We start from the raw sequence: 19,172 nt of genomic DNA, 5'->3' as shown, positions 1-19,172 counted from the left end.
GGTCACGGTCTCTCAGGTCGTGGCCGGGAGGTCGGCAGGTCTTCGTCTGCTACGGCGGTGGGGGGTGAGGGCGCGCAGGCAGTGCGCGTACGTCAGCGCACACATCGGGCCACTCCGCCCTGTCCGCTGCCGAGGGCGCCGCTGCCGATCCGGCCGCCCTCCTTCGCGAACGTCGAGTAGACGTCGTAGTGGGTCATGGTCAGAAGTCCCAGCCGTCCTCGTCGGCGGCGTCCTTGACCGGCTCCGGCGCGGCGAACGACTCGCCGACCATGCCGGCGGTCAGCGTGGTGCCGTCGCTGGGGTCGATCAGGATGAACGAGCCGGTGCGCCGCGAGTCGGCGTAGGAGTCGACCGGCAGCGGCTCGGCGGTGCGGATCTTCACCCGGCCGATGTCGTTGGCGACGAGCTGCCCCGGGTGCGGGTGCAGGGACAGGTCGTCGAGGGTGAGCCGGGACGGGATGTCCTTGACGATCGCCTTGACGGTGCGGGTGCCGTGCTTGAGCAGCACCCGGTGGCCGACGGTCAGCGGGGCGTCGGCGACGTGGCAGACGGTCGCCTCCACCTCCTGGGTGGTGGCCGGGGCGTCCTTGCTCGGCACGATCAGGTCGCCGCGCGAGACGTCGATGTCGTCCTGGAGCAGCACGGTCACCGACTGGGTCGTCCAGGCCACGTCGACCGGCTCGCCGAGCAGATCGATGCCGGAGATCTTCGACGTCCGGCCCGAGGGCAGGACGGTGACCTCGTCGCCGACGCGGAAGGAACCGGCGGCGATCTGGCCGGCGTAGCCCCGGTAGTCGGGGTGCTCGGCGCTCTGCGGGCGGATCACGTACTGCACGGGCAGCCGCGCGTGGCAGTGGCTCAGGTCGTGGGTGACCGGCACCGTCTCCAGGTGCTCCAGCACGGTCGGGCCGCCGTACCAGTCCATGACCGCGGACGGCTCCACCACGTTGTCGCCGGCCAGCGCCGATATCGGGATCGCGGTGACCTCGGGGACGCCCAGCTCGGTGGCGTACGCCGTGAACTCCTCGGCGATCCGCGCGAAGACGGCCTCCCGGTAGTCGACGAGGTCCATCTTGTTGACGGCGAGGACCACGTGCGGGACCCGCAGCAGCGCGGCGATCGCGGCGTGCCGGCGGGTCTGCTCGACCACGCCGTTGCGGGCGTCGACGAGGATCACCGTCAGCTCGGCGGTGGACGCGCCGGTGACCATGTTCCGCGTGTACTGCACGTGGCCCGGCGTGTCGGCCAGGATGAACCGGCGGCGCGCCGTGGCGAAGTAGCGGTAGGCCACGTCGATGGTGATGCCCTGCTCGCGCTCGGCGCGCAGGCCGTCGGTGAGCAGCGCGAGGTCGGGGGCGTCCTGGCCGCGGCCGGCCGAGGCGCGCTCCACGGCCTCCAGCTGGTCGGTGAGGACCGACTTGGAGTCGTGCAGCAGCCGGCCCACCAGAGTGGACTTGCCGTCGTCGACGGATCCGGCGGTGGCGAACCGCAGCAGGGTGGTCTCCGACAGCTGCTCGACCGACAGCGGCTCGGCGGGTTCGGTGGTGCTGGACATGGTTAGAAGTACCCCTCGCGCTTGCGGTCTTCCATCGCGGCCTCGGAGAGCTTGTCGTCGGCGCGGGTGGCGCCGCGCTCGGTGAGCCGGGAGGCGGCGATCTCGGCGATCACCTGCTCCAGCGTCACCGCGTCGGAGTCGACGGCGCCGGTGCAGGACATGTCGCCGACCGTGCGGTAGCGCACCAGCCGCTTCTCGACGCTCTCGCCGTCCTTGGGGCCGCCCCACTCGCCGGCGGTCAGCCACATCCCGCCCCGCTGGAACACCTCGCGCTCGTGGGCGAAGTAGATCTCCGGCAGCGCGATGCCCTCGCGGGCGATGTACTGCCACACGTCCAGCTCGGTCCAGTTGGACAGCGGGAAGACCCGCACGTGCTCGCCGGGCGCGTGCCGCCCGTTGTACAGGTTCCACAGCTCGGGGCGCTGGCGACGCGGGTCCCACTGGGAGAACTCGTCGCGCAGCGAGAACACCCGCTCCTTGGCGCGGGCCTTCTCCTCGTCGCGGCGCCCGCCGCCGAAGACCGCGTCGAATCTCGCCGACTGGATCTTCTCGGTCAGCGGCAGCGTCTGCAGCGGGTTGCGGGTGCCGTCCGGGCGCTCCTTGAGCACACCCCGGTCGATGTAGTCCTGCACGGAGGCGACGTGCAGCCGCAGCCCGTGCTCGGCCACGGTCCGGTCGCGGTACTCCAGCACCTCGGGGAAGTTGTGCCCGGTGTCCACGTGCAGCAGCGCGAACGGCACCGGCGCCGGCGCGAACGCCTTGAGCGCCAGGTGCAGCATCAGGATCGAGTCCTTGCCCCCGGAGAACAGGATCACCGGGTTCTCGAACTCGCCCGCCACCTCGCGGAAGATGTGCACCGCCTCGGACTCCAGCGCGTCCAGGTGGGTCAGGGCGTACGGGCTGCCCGTGCCCTCCCCGACCTCGGCGACGGTCGTCGTCATGCCAGTCCCCTTTCGCTGAGCAGGGCGTACACCGACGCCGCGGACTCCTGCACGCTCTGGTGCTGCGACTCGATCCGAAGGTCCGGCGCCTCGGGCTGCTCGTACGGGTCGTCGACGCCCGTCAGCCCGGTCAGCTCGCCGGCGGCCTGCTTGGCGTACAGGCCCTTCACATCGCGTACGGAGCACACCTCGACCGGCGTCGCCACGTGCACCTCGACATACGCGGTGCCGTTGCCCTGGTGCCGCTTGCGGACCGCGTCCCGGCTGTCCGCGTACGGCGCGATCACCGGCACCAGCGCGAGGACGCCGTTGCGGGCGAGCAGTTCGGCGACGAAGCCGATGCGCTGGACGTTGGTGTGCCGGTCCTCGCGGCTGAAGCCGAGGCCCGCGGAGATGAACTCGCGGATCTCGTCGCCGTCGAGCACCTCGACGCGGTGGCCCTCCTCGCGCAGCCGGCCCGCGAGCTCGTGCGCGATGGTGGTCTTGCCGGCGCTCGGCAGACCCGTGAGCCAGACGGTGGCTCCGGTCGTCACGTGTGTCTCCTGTATGTGTGTCATGGTCAGCCGTGCAGCCCGCACTCGGTCTTGGCACGGCCGGCCCAGCGGCCGGCGCGCGCGTCCTCGCCCTCCAGGACCCTCCTGGTGCACGGCGCGCAGCCGACGGAGGCATAGCCGTCCGTCAGCAGCGGGTTGGTGAGGACCCCGTGCTCGGCCACGTACGCTGCCACATCTTCCTGTGACCACCGTGCGATGGGGGAGATCTTCACCTTGCGCCGCTTCTCGTCCCAGCCGACGACCGGGGTGTTCGCCCGGGTCGGGGACTCGTCGCGGCGCAGCCCGGTCGCCCACGCCTGGTAGCCCCCGAGGCCCTCCTCCAGCGGCCGCACCTTGCGCAGCGCGCAGCACAGGTCGGGGTCCCGGTCGTGCAGCTTCGGGCCGTACTCGGCGTCCTGCTCGGCGACCGTCTGCTTAGGGGTGAGGGTGATGACGTTGACGTCCATCACGGCCTCCACCGCGTCACGGGTGCCGATGGTCTCCGGGAAGTGGTAGCCGGTGTCGAGGAACACCACGTCGACGCCGGGCATGGCCCGGGAGGCGAGGTGGGCGACCACCGCGTCCTCCATGGACGAGGTCACGCAGAACCGCTCGCCGAAGGTGTCGGCCGCCCACTGGAGGATCTCCTCGGCGGAGGCGTCCTCCAGGTCGCGTCCGGCCTGCTCGGCCAGCTGCTTCAACTCTTCGTCACCGCGCTTGAGCTGACTGTCCGTCATGTGAGCTCGTCCCCTCCGTCGTCGGCCCGCTGGAATCCCCGGGCCAGCAGCCCGAGGAACTTCAGCTGGAATGCGCGGTTGCACGCCCCGCATTCCCACGCACCGTGCCCTGCTTCACCGGGACGCAGGTCCTCCTCGCCGCAGTAGGGGCAGTGGAACGGCGCGGCGCGCTCGCTCACGACAGGGCCTCCTCGGAGGCGCGCGCGGCCCAGGCGGCGAAGCGCTCGTCGTCCTCGCGCTCGGCCTGGAAGCGCTTGAGGACCCGCTCGATGTAGTCGGGCAGCTCGGCGGAGGTCACCTTCAGGCCGCGGACCTTGCGGCCGAAGGACGGCTCCAGGCCGAGGGCGCCGCCCAGGTGGACCTGGTAACCGCCGACCTGCCGGCCGTCGGCGTCGGTGACCAGCTGGCCCTTGAGACCGATGTCCGCGGTCTGGATGCGGGCGCAGGCGTTGGGGCAGCCGTTGAGGTTGATGGTGAGCGGCTCGTCGAAGTCGGGCAGCCGGCGCTCGAGTTCGTCGATGAGGTCGCTGCCGCGCTCCTTGGTCTCCACGATGGCGAGCTTGCAGAACTCGATGCCCGTGCAGGCCATCGTGCCGCGCCGGAACGGCGACGGGCTGACCCTGAGGTCCAGCGCCTCCAGACCGTCCACCAGCGAGTCGACCCGGTCCGCCGGGACGTCGAGGACGATCATCTTCTGCTCGACGGTGGTGGACACCCGTCCGGAGCCGTGACCCTCGGCCAGTTCGGCGACCTTGGCGAGCAGCGAGCCGTCCATCCGGCCCACGCGCGGGGCGAAACCGACGTAGAAGCGGCCGTCCTTCTGGCGGTGCACGCCGATGTGGTCGCGCCACCGCTGGGCGGGCATCTCGGGCGCCGGTCCGTCGATCAGCTTGCGGCCGAGGTATTCGTCCTCGACGACCTGGCGGAACTTCTCCGCGCCCCAGTCGGCGACCAGGAACTTCAGCCGGGCGCGGTTGCGCAGCCGCCGGTAGCCGTAGTCGCGGAATACGGAGGTGACGGCCTCCCAGACGTCCGGCACGTCGGCCTCGGGCACCCAGGCGCCCAGCCGCACCCCGAACCGGGGGTTGGTGGACAGACCGCCGCCGACCCACAGGTCGAAGCCGGGGCCGTGCTCGGGGTGGACCACGCCGACGAAGGAGATGTCGTTGATCTCGTGGGCGACGTCCAGCAGCGGGGAGCCGGAGACGGCCGTCTTGTACTTGCGCGGCAGGTTGGAGAAGCGCGGGTCGCCGACGAAGCGGCGGACGATCTCGTCCAGCGCGGGGGTGCCGTCGATGATCTCGTCCTCGGCGACCCCGGCGACCGGGGAGCCGAGCATGCCGCGCGGGCAGTCGCCGCACGCCTCGGTGGTGGACAGGCCGACCGCCTCCAGGCGCTCCCAGATGGCGGGGACGTCCTCGATGCGCACCCAGTGGAACTGGATGTTCTGCCGGTCGGTGATGTCCGCGGTGCCCCGGGCGTAGGTCTCGGAGACCTCGCCGATCACCCGCAGCTGCTCGGTGGTGAGCCGGCCGCCCGTGATGCGCACGCGCATCATGAAGTACTGGTCCTCGAGCTCCTCGGGCTCCAGCAGACCCGTGCGCCCGCCGTCGATGCCGGGGCGGCGCTGGGTGTAGAGGCCCCACCAGCGGAAGCGTCCCCGCAGGTCGTTGGGGTCGATGGAGTCGAAGCCACGCTTGGAGTAGATCGTCTCAATGCGTGTCCGCACATTGAGACCGTCGTCGTCCTTCTTGAACTGTTCGGCGCCGTTGAGCGGGGTCAGGTGCCCCACGGCCCACTGGCCCTCGCCGCGGTGACGGCTCACCTTGCGGCGGGGCGCGACGGAGTTCTGCGAAGAGGCGGCCATGGTCGATACGTCCTTCGGGACAGCGGGGAATGCGGCTCTGACCTGCGCGGATGCGAGCATGGGCAGACAGGCGTGCGTGCGCGTCATTGCGCGGAGGCAGGGGAGAGAACAGAAGATCCGGTGATGCTGGGCCCGTGGCCCAGGGCCACTGAGGGCGGGTCAGCTCGCCGGACAGATGGCGCTGGACATGCGGCCGTGGTCGACGTGCCGTCGGCTCACCAAGGCGATTCCAGTTCCAGACATGACGGCAGCGTGGCACGGCGATCTGGACACAGTCCAGCTTCATCCAAAATGCGGACACCCTTGTCCCGCATCATGGGACAAGGGTGTCGTTGATCACATGCCGGGAGAGCGGCCGTGGCCCCTCGGCGGCGGGTGCGGATCCGGTCCTGGCGGGGCCGGGTCGGAGGTGTGTCGGGGCCGCGACAGGCCGATTTCAGGCCGGGCCGGTCGAAGGCTCGAGCCGGGCCGATCGAGGGCTCGGGCAGGTCGATCGAGGGCTCGGGCAGGTCGATCGCGGGTTCGGGCCGTGTCGGCCGGGAGCTTCGCGCCATGTCGGCCGACGGCCGGTGCCGGGCCGGCCGGGGTTCCTCAGGCCGGGTACGCCCCCGGCCAGGGGCCCGGGGCGGCGACCTCCGCCTCCTCCTCGACCTTGGTGTCGAACAGCTTGAAGCCACGGCGCTGGTAGTTGTCCATCGCGTGCTCGCCGTCCTTGCTGCACGTGTGCAGCCACACCCGCTTCGTCGTGGCCAGCCCCGGCCAGCGGTCGGCGAGGTCCCAGGCGCGGGCGGTGCCGTACGACAGCAGGTGACCGCCGATGCGCCGGCCGCGGAACGCCTCGATCAGCCCGAAGTAGACGATCTCCACCACTCCGTCGTCCTGCGCCTCCAGCTCCACGTAGCCGGCGGGCGTGCCCCGGTCGTAGGCCACCCACGTCTCGACCCCCGGACGCTCCAGGAACTCCCGCCACCGCGCGTGCGTCCAGCCGAGCCGGTCGGTCCAGCGGATGTCGCCGCCGACCGACGCGTACAGGAACCGGCTGAACTCGGGCGAGGGCACCTCGGAACGGACGATCCGGACGTCGCCCTCGGGTGCGGTGGCCGGCAGGAGGTCGGTCGGGGCGGTCTGCTCCAGGGACCAGGTGGTCACGGCGATGTTCGTCATGCCGGCCAGGGAATCATCCGGCTCGGGCCCGTGTCGAACGGGAGTGCCTGGTCTCACGCGCCCGCGCCGTCGTTCGCTCCCGTCGTCACGCCCCGCGCGCCGGTCTCACGCGCCCGCGCCGTCGCCCGCTCCCGTCGTCACGCCCCGCGCGCCGGTCTCACGCGCCCGCGCCGTCGCCCGCTCCCGCCGCGACGCCTCCACGGCCGGCCGCCCGCCTACCGCAGCGCCCGCTCCACCGAGGACAGGGGAACCGCGAACAGGGTGCGCCCGGACAGCGACCAGACCTCGCCGGTCTGCGGCCAGTAGGACAGGGAGCCGGTGCCGTCGCCCCAGCAGCGGTGGGTGTCGTAGGAGGACCCGCACTCCGTCGTTCCGGCGCCCCGCAGGTCCTGCCGCCACAGCGTGCCGTGCGCGCTGTCGGGGCCGGCGGCTCGGGACAGGTACCAGGCGGTGCCGCCGGACGGGCCGGTGCGCCGGGACAGGACGCCCCGCACACCGTCGACCTTCGTCTCGTAGGCCTCCCGCGCGGTCACCGTTCCGGCGGAGTCGGTGGCCAGCAGACCGGCACGGGTCGGGTCCGTGCTGAAGGAGTAGCGCCACAGCCGGGTGTGCCGGCCGCTGCCCCGGGGCGCGGCCTCGCTCGCGACCAGGCTGCCCGGCTCCGAACTGCGGTCGACGGAGAGGCTGTTGGGGCAGGGGGCGGCGGTATCGCCCGACTCCGACGGGGAGGCGAAGTCCCCGGCGTCGTCGCCGTCGGTGGAGTCCGAGGGGTCGGCCGACCCGTCGGGACCGGCCGTCTCGGCGCAACTGCCCGTCGTCGGACGGTAGGAGGCGACCGCGGGCAGCACCCAGCGGTAGCCGTGCGCGGACCAGCCGTCCGGCACCCGGCCGACCGTGTCGCCGGCCACGGTGGCGCGCTGGATGCGGCGCAGGTCGTAGACGTACAGCGCGTCCCGCTCGCCGGCGGAGGTGGTGACCAGCAGCTTGTCCCGGTACCAGACCATGCCCGACACGCGCGAGGCGAGCCCGCGGTAGTCACGTCCGCCGTCGACCGGGACCGCCAGCAGCGCCCAGGTGTAGGTGAGGTGGTCCGGGTCGTCGGCGTTGACGAAGGCGACCCGGGCCAGGTCGCGGTCGGGGCCGCTGCCGCCGTGCCGCGTCCAGCCGGAGAGGATGACCCGGTGCGTGCCCCACAGGCCGTCGTCGGCGGCGTCCCCGGAGGTGGTCACGGACTCCGGCCGCCACTGCGGGGTCGCCGAGTCGGCGGCGTTCCAGCAGTAGGCGCGCGTGGCCGCCGGCTCCACGGGCAAAGCCTTTTTCTCGTCCGCGGTGCAGTCGTCCGCGTCGCGCAGGACGCGGTCGGCGCTGTCCAGCACCGCGCCGGCGTCGACCGGCCGGCCCATCGCCGCGGCGAGCCGGTCCAGGGACCGTCTCGGCACCGGCTGTTCCGTCAGCCGCAGCCCGTCGAGCCGGGTGGCGGAGGCCGGCGTCCTCAGGGCGCCCGGGTTGTCGGCGATCGTGGCCTGCGAGGTGCTGATCAAGGTGGCGGCGGCGGTCAGCGCGAGACCGGTCCCGGCCAGCGCCGCCCGCAGCGCCCGGCCTCGCGCGCGTCTGCGGTGTCTGCCGCGTTGCCTCATCCAACCCCCCTGTCCAGGGCTCGGTCCGCCGGGACGCCCGCCGGCCTGGCGGACCAACTGCGTCACGCTGGTCGAGCGTTGACCGTGGAACGGATGGGACGACCCGTGAGGGATGCTACGGCAGTCCGGCGCGCCTGAGGGCGAAGACCTCGCAAATATGCGGAAGATGCCACCGAAGGACCAGCCGGGCGGCCCCGCCGGGCGGGGGGCGCCGGGCGGCCCCGCCCGGCTGCGGGCCGCCCTCTCGCGCGCCGCTCACACTTCGGGTGCCCCGCGCGGCCATCGCTCACGCCCCCTGCGCCGCTCCGCGTCCCCGCCTCACCTCAGGCGCCCGCGAATGCGGCAGCAGGTCGCGCGGGTCGTCCGGGAACAGCACCCGGACCTCGGCGTCCTCACGCAGCCGGTACGGCCGGTGCTCCAGGAACGCCCCCAGATAGCGCCGTATCCGGGACATCTCGGCGCGTACGGTGACCGTGCGGGCCGGATCGCCGAACACCTCCCCGGCCAGATCGGCGGCGGTGCGCCCGGCCCGTCGCGCCGCCAGGAGGTACAGCAACTCGGCATGCCGGGGAGACAGTTCGTGGGACCAGGAGCCCGCGGGGCCCGTGACGGCGACCGACCAGGCCCGGGGCCGGGCCAGGTCCAGCACGATCCGGGTACCGCCGTGCTGGACGGGCTCCCCACCGGCCCGCACCAACCAGCCGTCCGCCACCGGCTCCAGGAAGCAGAGGCCGATCGCCGGCAGCCAACCGGGGCCCGGCGACGGGGACTTGGGCAGCGCGATGCGCGGCGAGTACGGCATGCCCGCCACCGCGGCGGTCCAGCCGTCCCGGTCCACCACCGCCGCCCTGCCCCCGACCCGGGCCAGCAGCGGCGCCGCCACCGCCCGCAGCCGCTCCAGCGAGGCCATGTGCAGCTCCCGCAGCCGCGCCTCGGCCAGCTTGGCCACCGAGTCCACCCAGGCCAGCGTCGCCGGGTGCATGGTCCTCAACGGCCCGCTGAGGTCCACCACGCCCAGCAGCCGGCCGTCCCTCGGGTCGGTGACGGGGGCGCCGGTGCACGTCCAGGTGGTGTGCGAACGCGCGAAGTGCTCGGCGGCGAAGACCTGCACGGGCCGGCGCACCACCGCCGGAGTGCCGACGCCGTTGGTGCCGACCACCTCCTCGCGCCAGTCGGCGCCGAGTTCGAAGCCGAGGCCGTCGGCCTTGCGGAGCACCGACGGGTGCCCCTCGCGCCACAGCACCCGGCCGTCCTCGTCGGCGACGACCATGATGTGGTGGCTGACGTCGGCGACGGACAGCAGCCCCTCGCGCAGCACCGGCAGCACGCGCCGCAGCGGGGACGCCGCCCGCCGCCGCTCCAGTTCCGCACGGCCGAGCAGGCCGGTGCGGACGTCGTGTTCGGGGTCGACGCCGCTGCGCAGCACCCGCTCCCATGACTGGCCGATCACCGGGCGGGGCGCCACGGGCGTGCGTCTGCCGGCGAGCGTCGCGGAGCGCACCTCGTCGAGCAGCCGTACCGCCCGCGCCGCGTCGACGGCGGCCAGTCGCGTCACGTCCACCGGCGCCTCCGCCACTGGGTCCTCCCGTTGAAAGGGGCACCGGCAAGCGGTTTCCCCGAAGTGTTCCGGCCACGCGCCGTAGCCGCTTCCCGACTGTCCGGTTCATAGTGCCGTCCGCCGGCGCCCGGGGGATGCCGTCCGGCCACGGCTGCCGCCGGGTTGCAACCTCGTGCAACCCTGGTGAACAGGGCGACGGTTGATCGAGACTCGTGCGGCGCCGCCCGTGCGGCGCCCATGGCCCGTGACGGCCGGTGGCGGGGGTGGTGCCGTGTCGGCGCGGCACCACCCCCGCGTCGTGTCCGAAAACGACGGGTCGTCCGGCCACCGGGGCGCCGCTTCCCGCCGGGCGCTGCTCGCCCGTCCGCTCACCGGCTTCCCGCGGGACGGCCGCTTCCGGCCGGGCCGCGGCTGCCCACCGAGCGCCCCGGCGGGCCCCACCGAGCGCCCCGGCGGGCCCCACCGGGCGCCCCGCCGGTCCTGCCGCGGGTCTGCGGGCTCCTGCCGGGGCTCTGCGGACCCCGGTCGCAGCTCTGCGGGCTGCGGCCGGCTCCGCGGACCGCCGCCGTCAGTCCACCGGCCGGGCCCGTTCCACCAGCGCCGCCAGGTTCAGCGTGTGCGGCAGGGTGCCGAACGTCGCGCCGCCGTCGCCGCCCAGCCGGGAGGCGCAGAACGCGTCCGCGACCTCGGGCGGCGCGTACCGCACCAGCAGCGCGCCCTGGAGCACCAGCGCCAGCCGCTCGGCAAGGCGCCGGGCGCGGGCCTCGACCCCCTCCAGGTCGGCGAGTTCGGTGAGCAGATCCCTGATCGCGACGTCCAGCCGGTGGTCGGCGCCGCGTGCCCGGCCCACCTCCCGCAGATAGGCGTCGAACGCCCCGGGCTCGCGCCGCAGCACCCGCAGCACGTCCAGCGCCTGCACGTTGCCAGCGCCCTCCCAGACCGAGTTGAGCGGCGACTCGCGCACCAGCCGGGGCATTCCCGACTCCTCGACGTACCCGTTGCCGCCCAGGCACTCGGACGCCTCCACCGCGAGCGGCGCGCACCGCTTGGTCACCCAGTACTTGGCGGCCGGCACCGCGATCCGCAGGAACGCCCGCTCCTGCTCGCCCCCGTCGTCGTACGCCGCCGCGAGCCGCAGCCCGAGCGTCGTCGCCGCCTCCGACTCCAGCGCGAGATCGGCCAGTACGTTGCGCATCAGCGGCTTGTCGACGAGCCGGCCGCCGAACGCCTCGCGGTGGGCGCAGTGGTGCACCGCCTGCGCCACCGCCTGCCGCATCAGTCCCGCCGAGCCGAGCACGCAGTCCAGCCGGGTCGCCGCCACCATCCCGAGGATGGTGCGCACCCCGCGCCCCTCCTCGCCCACCCGTCGCGCCCAGGTCCCGTCGAACTCGACCTCGGCGGAGGCGTTGGACCGGTTGCCCAGTTTGTCCTTCAGCCGCTGCAGGCGGAACACGTTGCGCGTGCCGTCCGCCAGCACGCGCGGCACGAGGAAGCAGGTCGGTCCGGCGGGAGCCCGGGCGAGCACCAGGAAGGCGTCCGACATCGGGGCCGAGCAGAACCACTTGTGCCCGGTCAGCTCGTACGCGCCGTCCTCGGCGAGCGGCCGCGCGGAGGTGGTGCCCGCCCGGACGTCGCTGCCGCCCTGCTTCTCGGTCATGCCCATCCCGACCAGCGCCCCGGCCTTCAGGTGCGCGGGCCGCAGCTCGCGGTCGTAGACCATGGACGTCAGCCGGGGCTCCCACTCGGCGGCCAGCTCCGGCTCGGCGCGCAGCGCGGGCACCGCCGCGTGGGTCATCGACAGCGGGCAGCCGTTGCCCGCCTCGACCTGCGTCCACACCAGGAACGCCGCCGCGCGCCGCACGTGCCCCGCCGGGCGCGTCCAGGCGGCGGTCAGCCCCGCCGAGACTCCCTTGCCCAGCAGCCGGTGCCAGGCCGGGTGGAAGTCCACCTCGTCGATCCGGTGGCCGTAGCGGTCGTGGGTGCGCAGCCGCGGCGGGTTCTCGTCGGCCTGCGCGCCCCACTTCTGGAGCTGGGCGGAGCCCGCGGCCCGGCCGAGCGCCGACAGTTCGGCGCGCACCTCGTCGAGCGGGCCGGCGCCGATGTGGCGCCCGACCGCCTCGGCCAGGACCCGGTCGGCGGTGAAGACGTCGTAGCCGACCAGCGGCGGCGGCTGGTTGGTCACGGTGTGAGTGCTGGCTGCCATGGCACGGAACCTACCCGCGGCGCCGCGCCGGTCACCAGGCGGACCGCGGCCGCCCGCCCCGCCCGCCGCGGCCGGGCGCGGGATGCCGTGCGGCGGCCGTCCCCGGCGGATGAGGGGCACCGGCCCGGACAGGGATACCTTTAGGGCGTGCAGCAGCAAGCCAGTGAAACCCCCGACAGGCCGACCGGCCGTTTCCACCGGGCCAGAGCCCTCTACCGGAACGTCTCCAAACGCAGGACCGCCTGGCTGCTGCTCAAGGACACCGTCAACTCGTGCATGGAGTACCGCATCCTCGGCCTGGCCGCCGAGGCCGCGTTCTTCACACTGCTGTCGGTGCCGCCACTGCTGCTCAGCCTCATCGCCCTGCTCTTCTACGTCGACTCCTGGACCGGCGCGCACACCATCGCCAGCCTGGAGCGCAACATCCTCGACGCCTCCCGCACGGTCCTGTCCGACCAGGGCGTCAAGGAGATCACCCAGCCGATCCTGAAGGACGTGATGCGGGGCGGCAGACCCGACGTCATCTCCATCGGCTTCGTGTTCGCCCTGTGGTCGGGCTCCCGCGCGGTGAACGTCTTCATCGACACCATCACCGTGATGTACGGCCTCGACGGCGTGCGCGGCATCGTCAGGACCCGGCTGATGGCGTTCGCGCTGTTCGTCGTCGCGCTGCTGATCGGCTCGGTCGCGCTGCCGCTGATGGTGGCGGGTCCGGACGCGGTGGTGCGGGTCGTGCCCTGGTCGACGACGGTCGTGCAGGTCCTGTACTGGCCCGTCGTGATCGTCCTGTCCATCGCCTTCCTGACCACGCTGTACCACGTCTCCGTGCCGGTGCGCTCGCCGTGGATCGAGGACGTGCCCGGCGCCCTCGTCGCCCTCGCCATGTGGGTGGTGTGCAGCTTCCTGCTGCGCATCTACCTCACCAGCACCGTCGAGGGCCCCACCATCTACGGATCGCTGGCCGCGCCGGTCGCCGTGCTGCTGTGGATCGGCGTGTCCGCCTTCGCCGTGCTCGTCGGGGCGGCGGTCAACGCCGCCATCGACCGGGTCTGGCCGGCCGCGGCGACGGCCGCGGCCCGCGCCGCCAACGAGCGGGTGCGCGAGGCCCAGATCGCCGAGTACGTCGCCCGCGCCTCCGCCGTCCGGGAGTACGACGCGGACGACCCGGACGACTTCGACATGCCCTCCGAGTTCCCCGAGCGCTGGTCGCGCTTCCTGCCGCCCGAGGACGTGACGGCCCGGTTGCGGGCCCACGCCAAGCACGCACAGGCGCGCGGGCCGCACAAGGAGGAGAACAACAACAGCGGCGGCTAGCCGGCCGGCCGAGGGGGCCCGCGGGTGAGCTGTGGTCGCGGGCGGGGCTTCCCCGCAGTGCGGCTAGCCTGGCGTACGTGGCTGCCGAGACGTCCGCGCGGGCGGCCGGGTACGCGGAACGGCCCTCCCGGCTGGCCGGCGCGGTGGTGTGTACGAAGAGCCCGGCCGGTCCCGGGCCGGCGGGACTCGTGCTGCCCGACGGCTGCATGGACCTGCTGTGGAGCGAGGGGCGATTGCTCGTCGCCGGTCCCGACACCCGGGCGTTCGAGCCGGGCGGACCGCCCGCGCACTGGGCCGGCGTGCGGTTCTTCCCGGGCACCGCGCCGGGCCTGCTCGGGGTGCCCGCGCACGAAGTGCGCGACCGCCGCGTCGAACTGTCCGAACTGTGGCCCGCCGCGTCGGTGCGGCGGTTGCGCGAGCGCGTCGAGGCGGCGCCGGTCGCCGCCACCGCGCTGGAGGAGGCGGCCCTGGAACGGGCGGCCGGGGCCGGCCCGCCCGACCCCCTTCTGAGAGCCCTTGTCGTCGCCCTGGACGCGGGCCGCCCGGTCGGCCGGGCGGCCGACGAACTCGGCATCGGGGCCCGCCGGTTGCACCGGCGTGCACTGGTCGCCTTCGGTTACGGCCCCAAGACGCTGGCCCGCGTGCTGCGGCTGCGGCGGGCGCTGGCAATGGCGCGCGCCGGGGTGCCGTACGCGGAGTGCGCGGCCCGGGCCGGTTACGCCGACCAGGCGCACCTCGCGCGGGACGTCAGGCAGTTGGCGGGCATGCCGCTCGGGGAGCTACCGGGCGGGCGCCGGTAGCGGCGCGAACAGGTCGACGCCGTTGCCGTCGGGGTCGTGCACGACCGCGTACCGCATCCCCCAGACCGCGTCCCAGGGCTTGAGCTCTCCGTGGTATCCCGCGCCGACCAGGTCCTCGTACACGGAGTCGACGTCGGCGGGGGAGTCGCAGCGGAAGGCGAGCGAGACCCGGCCGCCCCCGGCCGGCGGCCGCCAGGCGGGGTGGAAGGAACGGACGGTGTCCTCGGTGTCCAGGGCGAGGGTGAGCCCGCCGGGCAGCTCCGCCTCGACGTGCGGTTCCCGTTCGGCGCCCTCGGGGAAGACGAGACCGAGGCGGCGGTAGAAGGCGAGCGCGGCGGCCAGGTCGGAGACGACCAGGCCGACCACGGCGAATCGTGGAGTCATGCCGCCACGCTAGGGCCGCGCCGTCGGCTCGTCTTGAACGAATCGGACAGCCGGGGAACGGGCGGCCGGGTGGTGGGGTAGCTGGTCGACTGACCGTTGAGCCGTTGAGCCGTTGAGCCGTTGAGCCGTTGAGCCGTTGAGCCGCCGGGCGGTCGGGCGGCCCTGGGCGGGCCGGGGCGCGGTCGGGCGGCGGCTGCGGGGCCGGTCTCCTCGGGGCCTGTCGGCCTCTTCAGCGGGGGCGCCGGCCCCCGTAGGGTCGTGGCCCATGGCCCCGCCTCGCCTCCTCGTGCACACCCGCACCACCGGTTACCGCCACGAGTCGATCCCGGCCGCCGTCGCCGCCGTGCGCGCGCTCGGCGGGTACGACGTCGAGCACACCGAGGATCCCGCCGCCCTGGAGCGGCCTCTGGAGCCGTACGCGGCCGTGGTCTTCCTGTCCACCAGCGGCGAGATCCTCACACCGGCCGGCCGGGACCGCCTGGCCGGGTACGTCGAGGCGGGCGGCGGCTTCGTCGGCGTGCACGCCGCGGCCTGCACCGAGGAGGACTGGCCGTACTACGGCGAGCTGCTGGGCGCCCGCTTCACCCGGCACCCCGAGTACCAGCCCGCCCGGGTCCTGGTCGAGGACCGGACCCACCCGGCCACCCGGCACCTGCCCGCCGTGTGGGAACGCACCGACGAGTGGTACGACTTCGACCCCGCCCCGCGCCGACGGGCGCGGATCCTCGCCCGCGTCGACGAGGCGTCCTACCGGGGCGGCGGCATGGGGGCCGATCACCCGTTGGTGTGGTGCCGCGAGCAGGGTCGCGGACGGGTGTTCTACACGGCCCTCGGACACGCCGCCGAGGCCTACGCGGACCCCGACTTCCGCGCCCACCTGCGCGGAGGCGTCGACTGGGTGACCCGACACGCCGACCAGTGACGTTTCTCCGGTGAAGGCGTTGCTCCGAACGAGTGAGTAAAGCACGTCCCATCTGGAGGTCTGCTTCAGACCTAGGGATCCTTTCGTCTTGGCAAAGGAGACACCTTGCCGCAGACCACCGTCACCGGCGGACCGCCCGGCGCTCCACGTCCTGCGGGCGCTTCGCGGCCCGGTGGGCGGCACGCCCCACCCCCCACATTCGAGGAGTCACGCCTTGACGTACGGAAAGAAGCTGCGCGAGCAGATCGCCGGGCCGGGGACCACCCCGCTCATCGGCGTCTACGACATGTACTCCGCCTCCATCGCCGCCGAACACTACGACGGGATGTTCGTCTCCGGTTTCGGCTTCGCGGCCTCCTACTACGGGCTGCCGGACATCGGCTTCATCGCCTGGCCGGACATGGTGGCGTTCGTCCAGCGGCTCCGGGGCGCCTTCCCCGCCCATCACCTGCTGGTGGACATCGACGACGGGTACGTCGACGCGGAGGTGGCCTGCCACGTGGTGGAGCAGCTGGAGCGGATCGGGGCCTCCGGCGTGATCCTGGAGGACCAGAAGCGGCCCCGCCGGTGCGGACACGCCGACGGCAAGCAGGTGCTCCCGCTGGAGGAGTACCTCGCGAAGCTGGAGCAGGTGCTCGCCGCCCGGCAGGACCTGGTGGTGGTGGCCCGCACCGACGCCACCGACGAGGCCGACATCCTGCGCCGGGCCAAGGCCCTGGCGGCCACCGCGGCGGACGTGATCCTGGTCGACGGCATCCGCGACGTGCAGTGGATCCGCCGGGTGCGCGACGTGGTCGGCGACAAGCCGCTGCTGTTCAACCAGATCGCCGGCGGCAAGTCCCCCCGCCTGTCGCTGGGCGAGCTGTCCGAACTCGGTGTGGACGTCGCGATCTACAGCACCCCGTGCCTGTTCGCGGCGCACGAGGCGATGGACAGCGCGCTCGCCGAACTCCGGCGGGCCGACGGCCGGCTGCCCGTGGTGGATTCTTCGCGCGGCATCGGCGTGCAGGCCTCGACCAGCCTGCTGGAGCGCAACATGGCGCACCGGCGGCCCGAGCGGGCGGATGTGGGCGCGTGAGCAAGGCCTCGCCCCGGCTGCGCACGGCGGCCGTCCTGGCGGTGGCGCTGCTGGGCGGCGCGGCGCACCAGGCGGCGGCGGACGACGACCCCGGCACCGGCGGAGGAAACAGCAGCGTGGTCACCGTTCTTGACAACTCGCACGCCGACTCGATCCTCGAGGTCGACCGCACCGCCAACCTCCAGACCGGGAGGGGCACCGCCGGCAGCGACCACGACGGCAGCGCCGTCGACGCCATCGAAGCCCTCATGGGCGAGCCCCACGGCGACCAGGAGGACGGCGGCTGACACATCGAACGCCCGGGCCCCGCACCGCCGTTCACCGCGAAGGGCCGCATCCCGGGCGGCGGACGCGGCTTGCGGAGGCCGGGCGCCGGGCATGCTCCCCCCGGGTGACGAACGTGAGGGACGTGCTCGCGCCGAGGAGCGCCTGCCGCACGGCCGGGCCCGTGGCGCGGTGCCGTGGCCGCGATGCCCTGAAGACGGTGCCGAGGACGCGGTCCCGAGGGCGGAGCGGACGGCCGACGGCGGACGCACGGCCGGGAGGCCGCACAAGGCCCCGGAAGAGGCCGGGAGCTCCGGCGCCCGGTCACCGGGGGGCGGCTCCCGGATCCCGGCCGCCGGGGACCGCCGGGATACGCGGCCACGGCCGGTCCGGCCGGCGCGCGGCCCCGACCGCCACGGCGCCCGGCCGCCCGGCCGCGATTCTGCCCGCCGGGCACCGGAGCGCCGGGGTGGCGGGACGCCGTGGCACCGGGGCGCCGGGTACGCCGAACAGCCCCACTTCGGACCCGTGCGGCGGAATACCGCGCGCCGTTGTGGTGCTCTGGTGTCACCGGTGCGCGCGGTGAGGCGAGCGCGGCGAAGGGCTGGTGGGCGTATGACGGCAGACCGGACGGACCCCGTGGTCACGACGCCGCACGGGGCGGTGCGCGGCAGGTACGAGCACGGCGTGGCCGTGTTCCGGGGGATCCCGTACGCGGCGCCTCCCTTCGGACCCCGCCGGTTCCGGCCCCCCGCGCCGCCCGAGCCGTGGGAGGGGGTGCGCGACGCGGGCGCCTACGGACCGACCGCGCCGAAGCCGCCGTACTCGGAGGCCTTCGCCCAGTACCTGTCCGATCCGTCCGTCCCCGGCGACGACTGCCTCAACCTCAATGTGTGGACGCCCGAGCCCGGCCCAGAGGCGCGGCTGCCCGTGCTGGTGTGGCTGCACGGGGGCGCCCTCACCCGCGGCTCGTCCGCCGTGCCCGTCTACGAGGGCCATGCCTTCGCCCGTGACGGAGTCGTCGTCGTCTCCGTCAACTACCGACTGGGCGTGGAGGGCTACGGCCTGTTCCCGGACGTCCCCGCCAACGCCGGACTGCGCGACCAGCTCGCCGCGCTGAAGTGGGTGCACGAGTCGGTCGCGGCCTTCGGCGGCGACCCCGGCCGGATCACGCTGGCCGGGCAGTCGGCCGGCGCGATCAGCGTCGGCGCGCTGCTCGCCGCCCCGCAGGCGCAGGGCCTGTTCCGGCGCGCCGTGCTGCAGAGCGGGCCGCCGGAGGCGTCCGACCGGGCCAAGGTGCGGCGCATGGTGCGCCGCATGGCGACCCGGCTGAAGGTGCCCGCCACCGCCGAGGCCTTCGCCGCCGTCGACCGTGACCTGCTGCTGCGCACCCAGGCCGAGGTGGGCCGGCTCAGCAGCCCGGTCCTCGGCGGCCCCGCCTTCGGCATCGTCGTCGACGGCGACCTCGTGCCCCGCGACCCCCTGGAGGCGCTGGTGGCCGGGGACGCCGCGCCCGGCACCGACCTGCTCATGGGATGGACCCGCGACGAGTACCGGCTGTGGCTGGTGCCCGGCGGGCTGCTGGAGCGCGTCGACCGGCTCGGCGCGGTCGCCCTGGCCGGCGCCATGGCCCGCTGCCACTGCGGGCACGAGGTGGTGCGCGGCTACCGCTCGCTGCGGCCCCGGGCCGGCGCCGCCGAGATCGTCGGCCAGCTGGTCACCGACCACCTGCTGCGCCGCCCGCTGCACCGCCTGGCCGACGCCCGCCCTGGCTCCTCGTACCTCTACGAGTTCGCCTGGCCCTCGCTCCTGCCCGACCTCGGCTCCTGCCACGCGCTGGAGCTCGGCTTCGTCTTCGACACCGGCGACGTCCCGGACTCCCGCCGGCTCGCCGGCGAGGGCGCGCCGCAGGAACTGGCCGACGCGATGCACGCCGCCTGGGTCCGCTTCGTCACCGACGGCGACCCCGGCTGGGCGGCCTGGGACCCGGCCCACCCCGTACGGATCTTCGGCGACGGCCCCCCGCACACGGCGTACGGACCGCGCGACGCTCAGCTCGCCCTGTGGTCGGCCGACGCCACGCCCCGCCCCGCGCCGGACCGGACGCCCCCGGTCCCCCCGCTCGACGGCTCCCCGGCGCGGGCCGCGGAGCTCCGCGCGGTGATACGTCGGCTGCGCCGGGCCGGCGGAGTCCGCGGCGCGTGAGCCCCCTCGG

General features: G+C 74.1%; 17 protein-coding genes. 6 read left to right on the top strand and 11 right to left on the bottom strand.

The features are described 5' to 3' along the window. Positions 1 to 199: 199 nt before the first annotated feature. The 10 genes from ACH5A8_RS08130 to ACH5A8_RS08085 form a co-directional block, all read right to left on the bottom strand. The gene (locus ACH5A8_RS08130; RefSeq protein WP_398999212.1) at positions 200 to 1,555 is read right to left on the bottom strand and encodes a sulfate adenylyltransferase subunit 1; all 1,356 of its coding nucleotides are present in this window, start codon (positions 1,553 to 1,555) and stop codon (positions 200 to 202) included. 2 nt (positions 1,556 to 1,557) lie between these two features. After that, positions 1,558 to 2,496, bottom strand: coding sequence for a sulfate adenylyltransferase subunit CysD (gene cysD / locus ACH5A8_RS08125; RefSeq protein WP_398999210.1), 939 nt, complete (start codon positions 2,494 to 2,496; stop codon positions 1,558 to 1,560). After that, the gene (gene cysC / locus ACH5A8_RS08120; RefSeq protein WP_398999209.1) at positions 2,493 to 3,029 is read right to left on the bottom strand and encodes an adenylyl-sulfate kinase; all 537 of its coding nucleotides are present in this window, start codon (positions 3,027 to 3,029) and stop codon (positions 2,493 to 2,495) included. Before cysC ends, cysD begins: the two co-directional genes overlap by 4 nt. Before the next feature lie 26 nt (positions 3,030 to 3,055). Beyond that, positions 3,056 to 3,766, bottom strand: coding sequence for a phosphoadenylyl-sulfate reductase (locus ACH5A8_RS08115; protein WP_398999207.1), 711 nt, complete (start codon positions 3,764 to 3,766; stop codon positions 3,056 to 3,058). After that, the gene (locus ACH5A8_RS08110; protein ID WP_398999205.1) at positions 3,763 to 3,945 is read right to left on the bottom strand and encodes a hypothetical protein; all 183 of its coding nucleotides are present in this window, start codon (positions 3,943 to 3,945) and stop codon (positions 3,763 to 3,765) included. Before ACH5A8_RS08110 ends, ACH5A8_RS08115 begins: the two co-directional genes overlap by 4 nt. Next, complete coding sequence (locus tag ACH5A8_RS08105; protein ID WP_398999203.1) at positions 3,942 to 5,633, bottom strand: nitrite/sulfite reductase; 1,692 nt, start codon at positions 5,631 to 5,633, stop codon at positions 3,942 to 3,944. Before ACH5A8_RS08105 ends, ACH5A8_RS08110 begins: the two co-directional genes overlap by 4 nt. A gap of 591 nt (positions 5,634 to 6,224) precedes the next feature. After that, positions 6,225 to 6,797, bottom strand: a complete 573-nt coding sequence (locus tag ACH5A8_RS08100) for a GNAT family N-acetyltransferase (protein WP_398999201.1) — start codon at positions 6,795 to 6,797, stop codon at positions 6,225 to 6,227. A gap of 215 nt (positions 6,798 to 7,012) precedes the next feature. Further along, positions 7,013 to 8,434: a hypothetical protein gene (locus ACH5A8_RS08095; protein WP_398999199.1), complete on the bottom strand. Its 1,422-nt coding sequence runs from the start codon at positions 8,432 to 8,434 to the stop codon at positions 7,013 to 7,015. 286 nt (positions 8,435 to 8,720) lie between these two features. After that, complete coding sequence (locus ACH5A8_RS08090) at positions 8,721 to 9,995, bottom strand: GAF domain-containing protein (RefSeq protein WP_398999197.1); 1,275 nt, start codon at positions 9,993 to 9,995, stop codon at positions 8,721 to 8,723. A gap of 565 nt (positions 9,996 to 10,560) precedes the next feature. Further along, positions 10,561 to 12,195 (bottom strand): acyl-CoA dehydrogenase family protein, encoded by a 1,635-nt coding sequence (locus ACH5A8_RS08085; RefSeq protein WP_398999195.1) that lies wholly within the window; start codon positions 12,193 to 12,195, stop codon positions 10,561 to 10,563. A gap of 276 nt (positions 12,196 to 12,471) precedes the next feature. On the opposite strand from ACH5A8_RS08085, the gene ACH5A8_RS08080 reads away from it, so the two are divergent. Together ACH5A8_RS08080 and ACH5A8_RS08075 are read left to right on the top strand one after the other, a co-directional pair. After that, positions 12,472 to 13,509 (top strand): YihY/virulence factor BrkB family protein, encoded by a 1,038-nt coding sequence (locus ACH5A8_RS08080; protein WP_398999800.1) that lies wholly within the window; start codon positions 12,472 to 12,474, stop codon positions 13,507 to 13,509. Positions 13,510 to 13,586: 77 nt separating this feature from the next. Further along, on the top strand, positions 13,587 to 14,309 hold the full coding sequence (locus ACH5A8_RS08075; RefSeq protein ID WP_398999193.1) for a helix-turn-helix domain-containing protein: 723 nt from the start codon (positions 13,587 to 13,589) through the stop codon (positions 14,307 to 14,309). On the opposite strand, the gene ACH5A8_RS08070 is transcribed toward ACH5A8_RS08075, so the two are convergent. Beyond that, on the bottom strand, positions 14,289 to 14,693 hold the full coding sequence (locus ACH5A8_RS08070) for a VOC family protein (RefSeq protein WP_398999191.1): 405 nt from the start codon (positions 14,691 to 14,693) through the stop codon (positions 14,289 to 14,291). The genes ACH5A8_RS08075 and ACH5A8_RS08070 overlap by 21 nt on opposite strands. Before the next feature lie 265 nt (positions 14,694 to 14,958). Between ACH5A8_RS08070 and ACH5A8_RS08065 the strand changes: the two genes are divergently transcribed. The 4 genes from ACH5A8_RS08065 (at position 14,959) to ACH5A8_RS08050 (ending at position 19,162) form a co-directional block, all read left to right on the top strand. Next, the gene (locus ACH5A8_RS08065; RefSeq protein WP_398999189.1) at positions 14,959 to 15,615 is read left to right on the top strand and encodes a ThuA domain-containing protein; all 657 of its coding nucleotides are present in this window, start codon (positions 14,959 to 14,961) and stop codon (positions 15,613 to 15,615) included. A 214-nt stretch (positions 15,616 to 15,829) separates the two neighbouring features. Continuing rightward, positions 15,830 to 16,693, top strand: a complete 864-nt coding sequence (locus tag ACH5A8_RS08060; RefSeq protein WP_398999187.1) for an oxaloacetate decarboxylase — start codon at positions 15,830 to 15,832, stop codon at positions 16,691 to 16,693. After that, on the top strand, positions 16,690 to 16,980 hold the full coding sequence (locus ACH5A8_RS08055) for a hypothetical protein (protein WP_398999185.1): 291 nt from the start codon (positions 16,690 to 16,692) through the stop codon (positions 16,978 to 16,980). Before ACH5A8_RS08060 ends, ACH5A8_RS08055 begins: the two co-directional genes overlap by 4 nt. A 592-nt stretch (positions 16,981 to 17,572) precedes the next feature. Beyond that, a complete protein-coding gene (locus ACH5A8_RS08050) occupies positions 17,573 to 19,162 on the top strand; it encodes a carboxylesterase/lipase family protein (protein ID WP_398999183.1) in 1,590 nt (529 codons plus the stop codon). Positions 19,163 to 19,172: the final 10 nt, after the last annotated feature.

This window comes from Streptomyces sp. NPDC018610 (assembly GCF_044391765.1).
Taxonomy (GTDB): Bacteria; Actinomycetota; Actinomycetes; order Streptomycetales; family Streptomycetaceae; genus Streptomyces.
The sequence above is the reverse complement of the archived record's forward strand: the minus strand, read 5'-3'. Positions and strand labels throughout refer to the sequence as shown.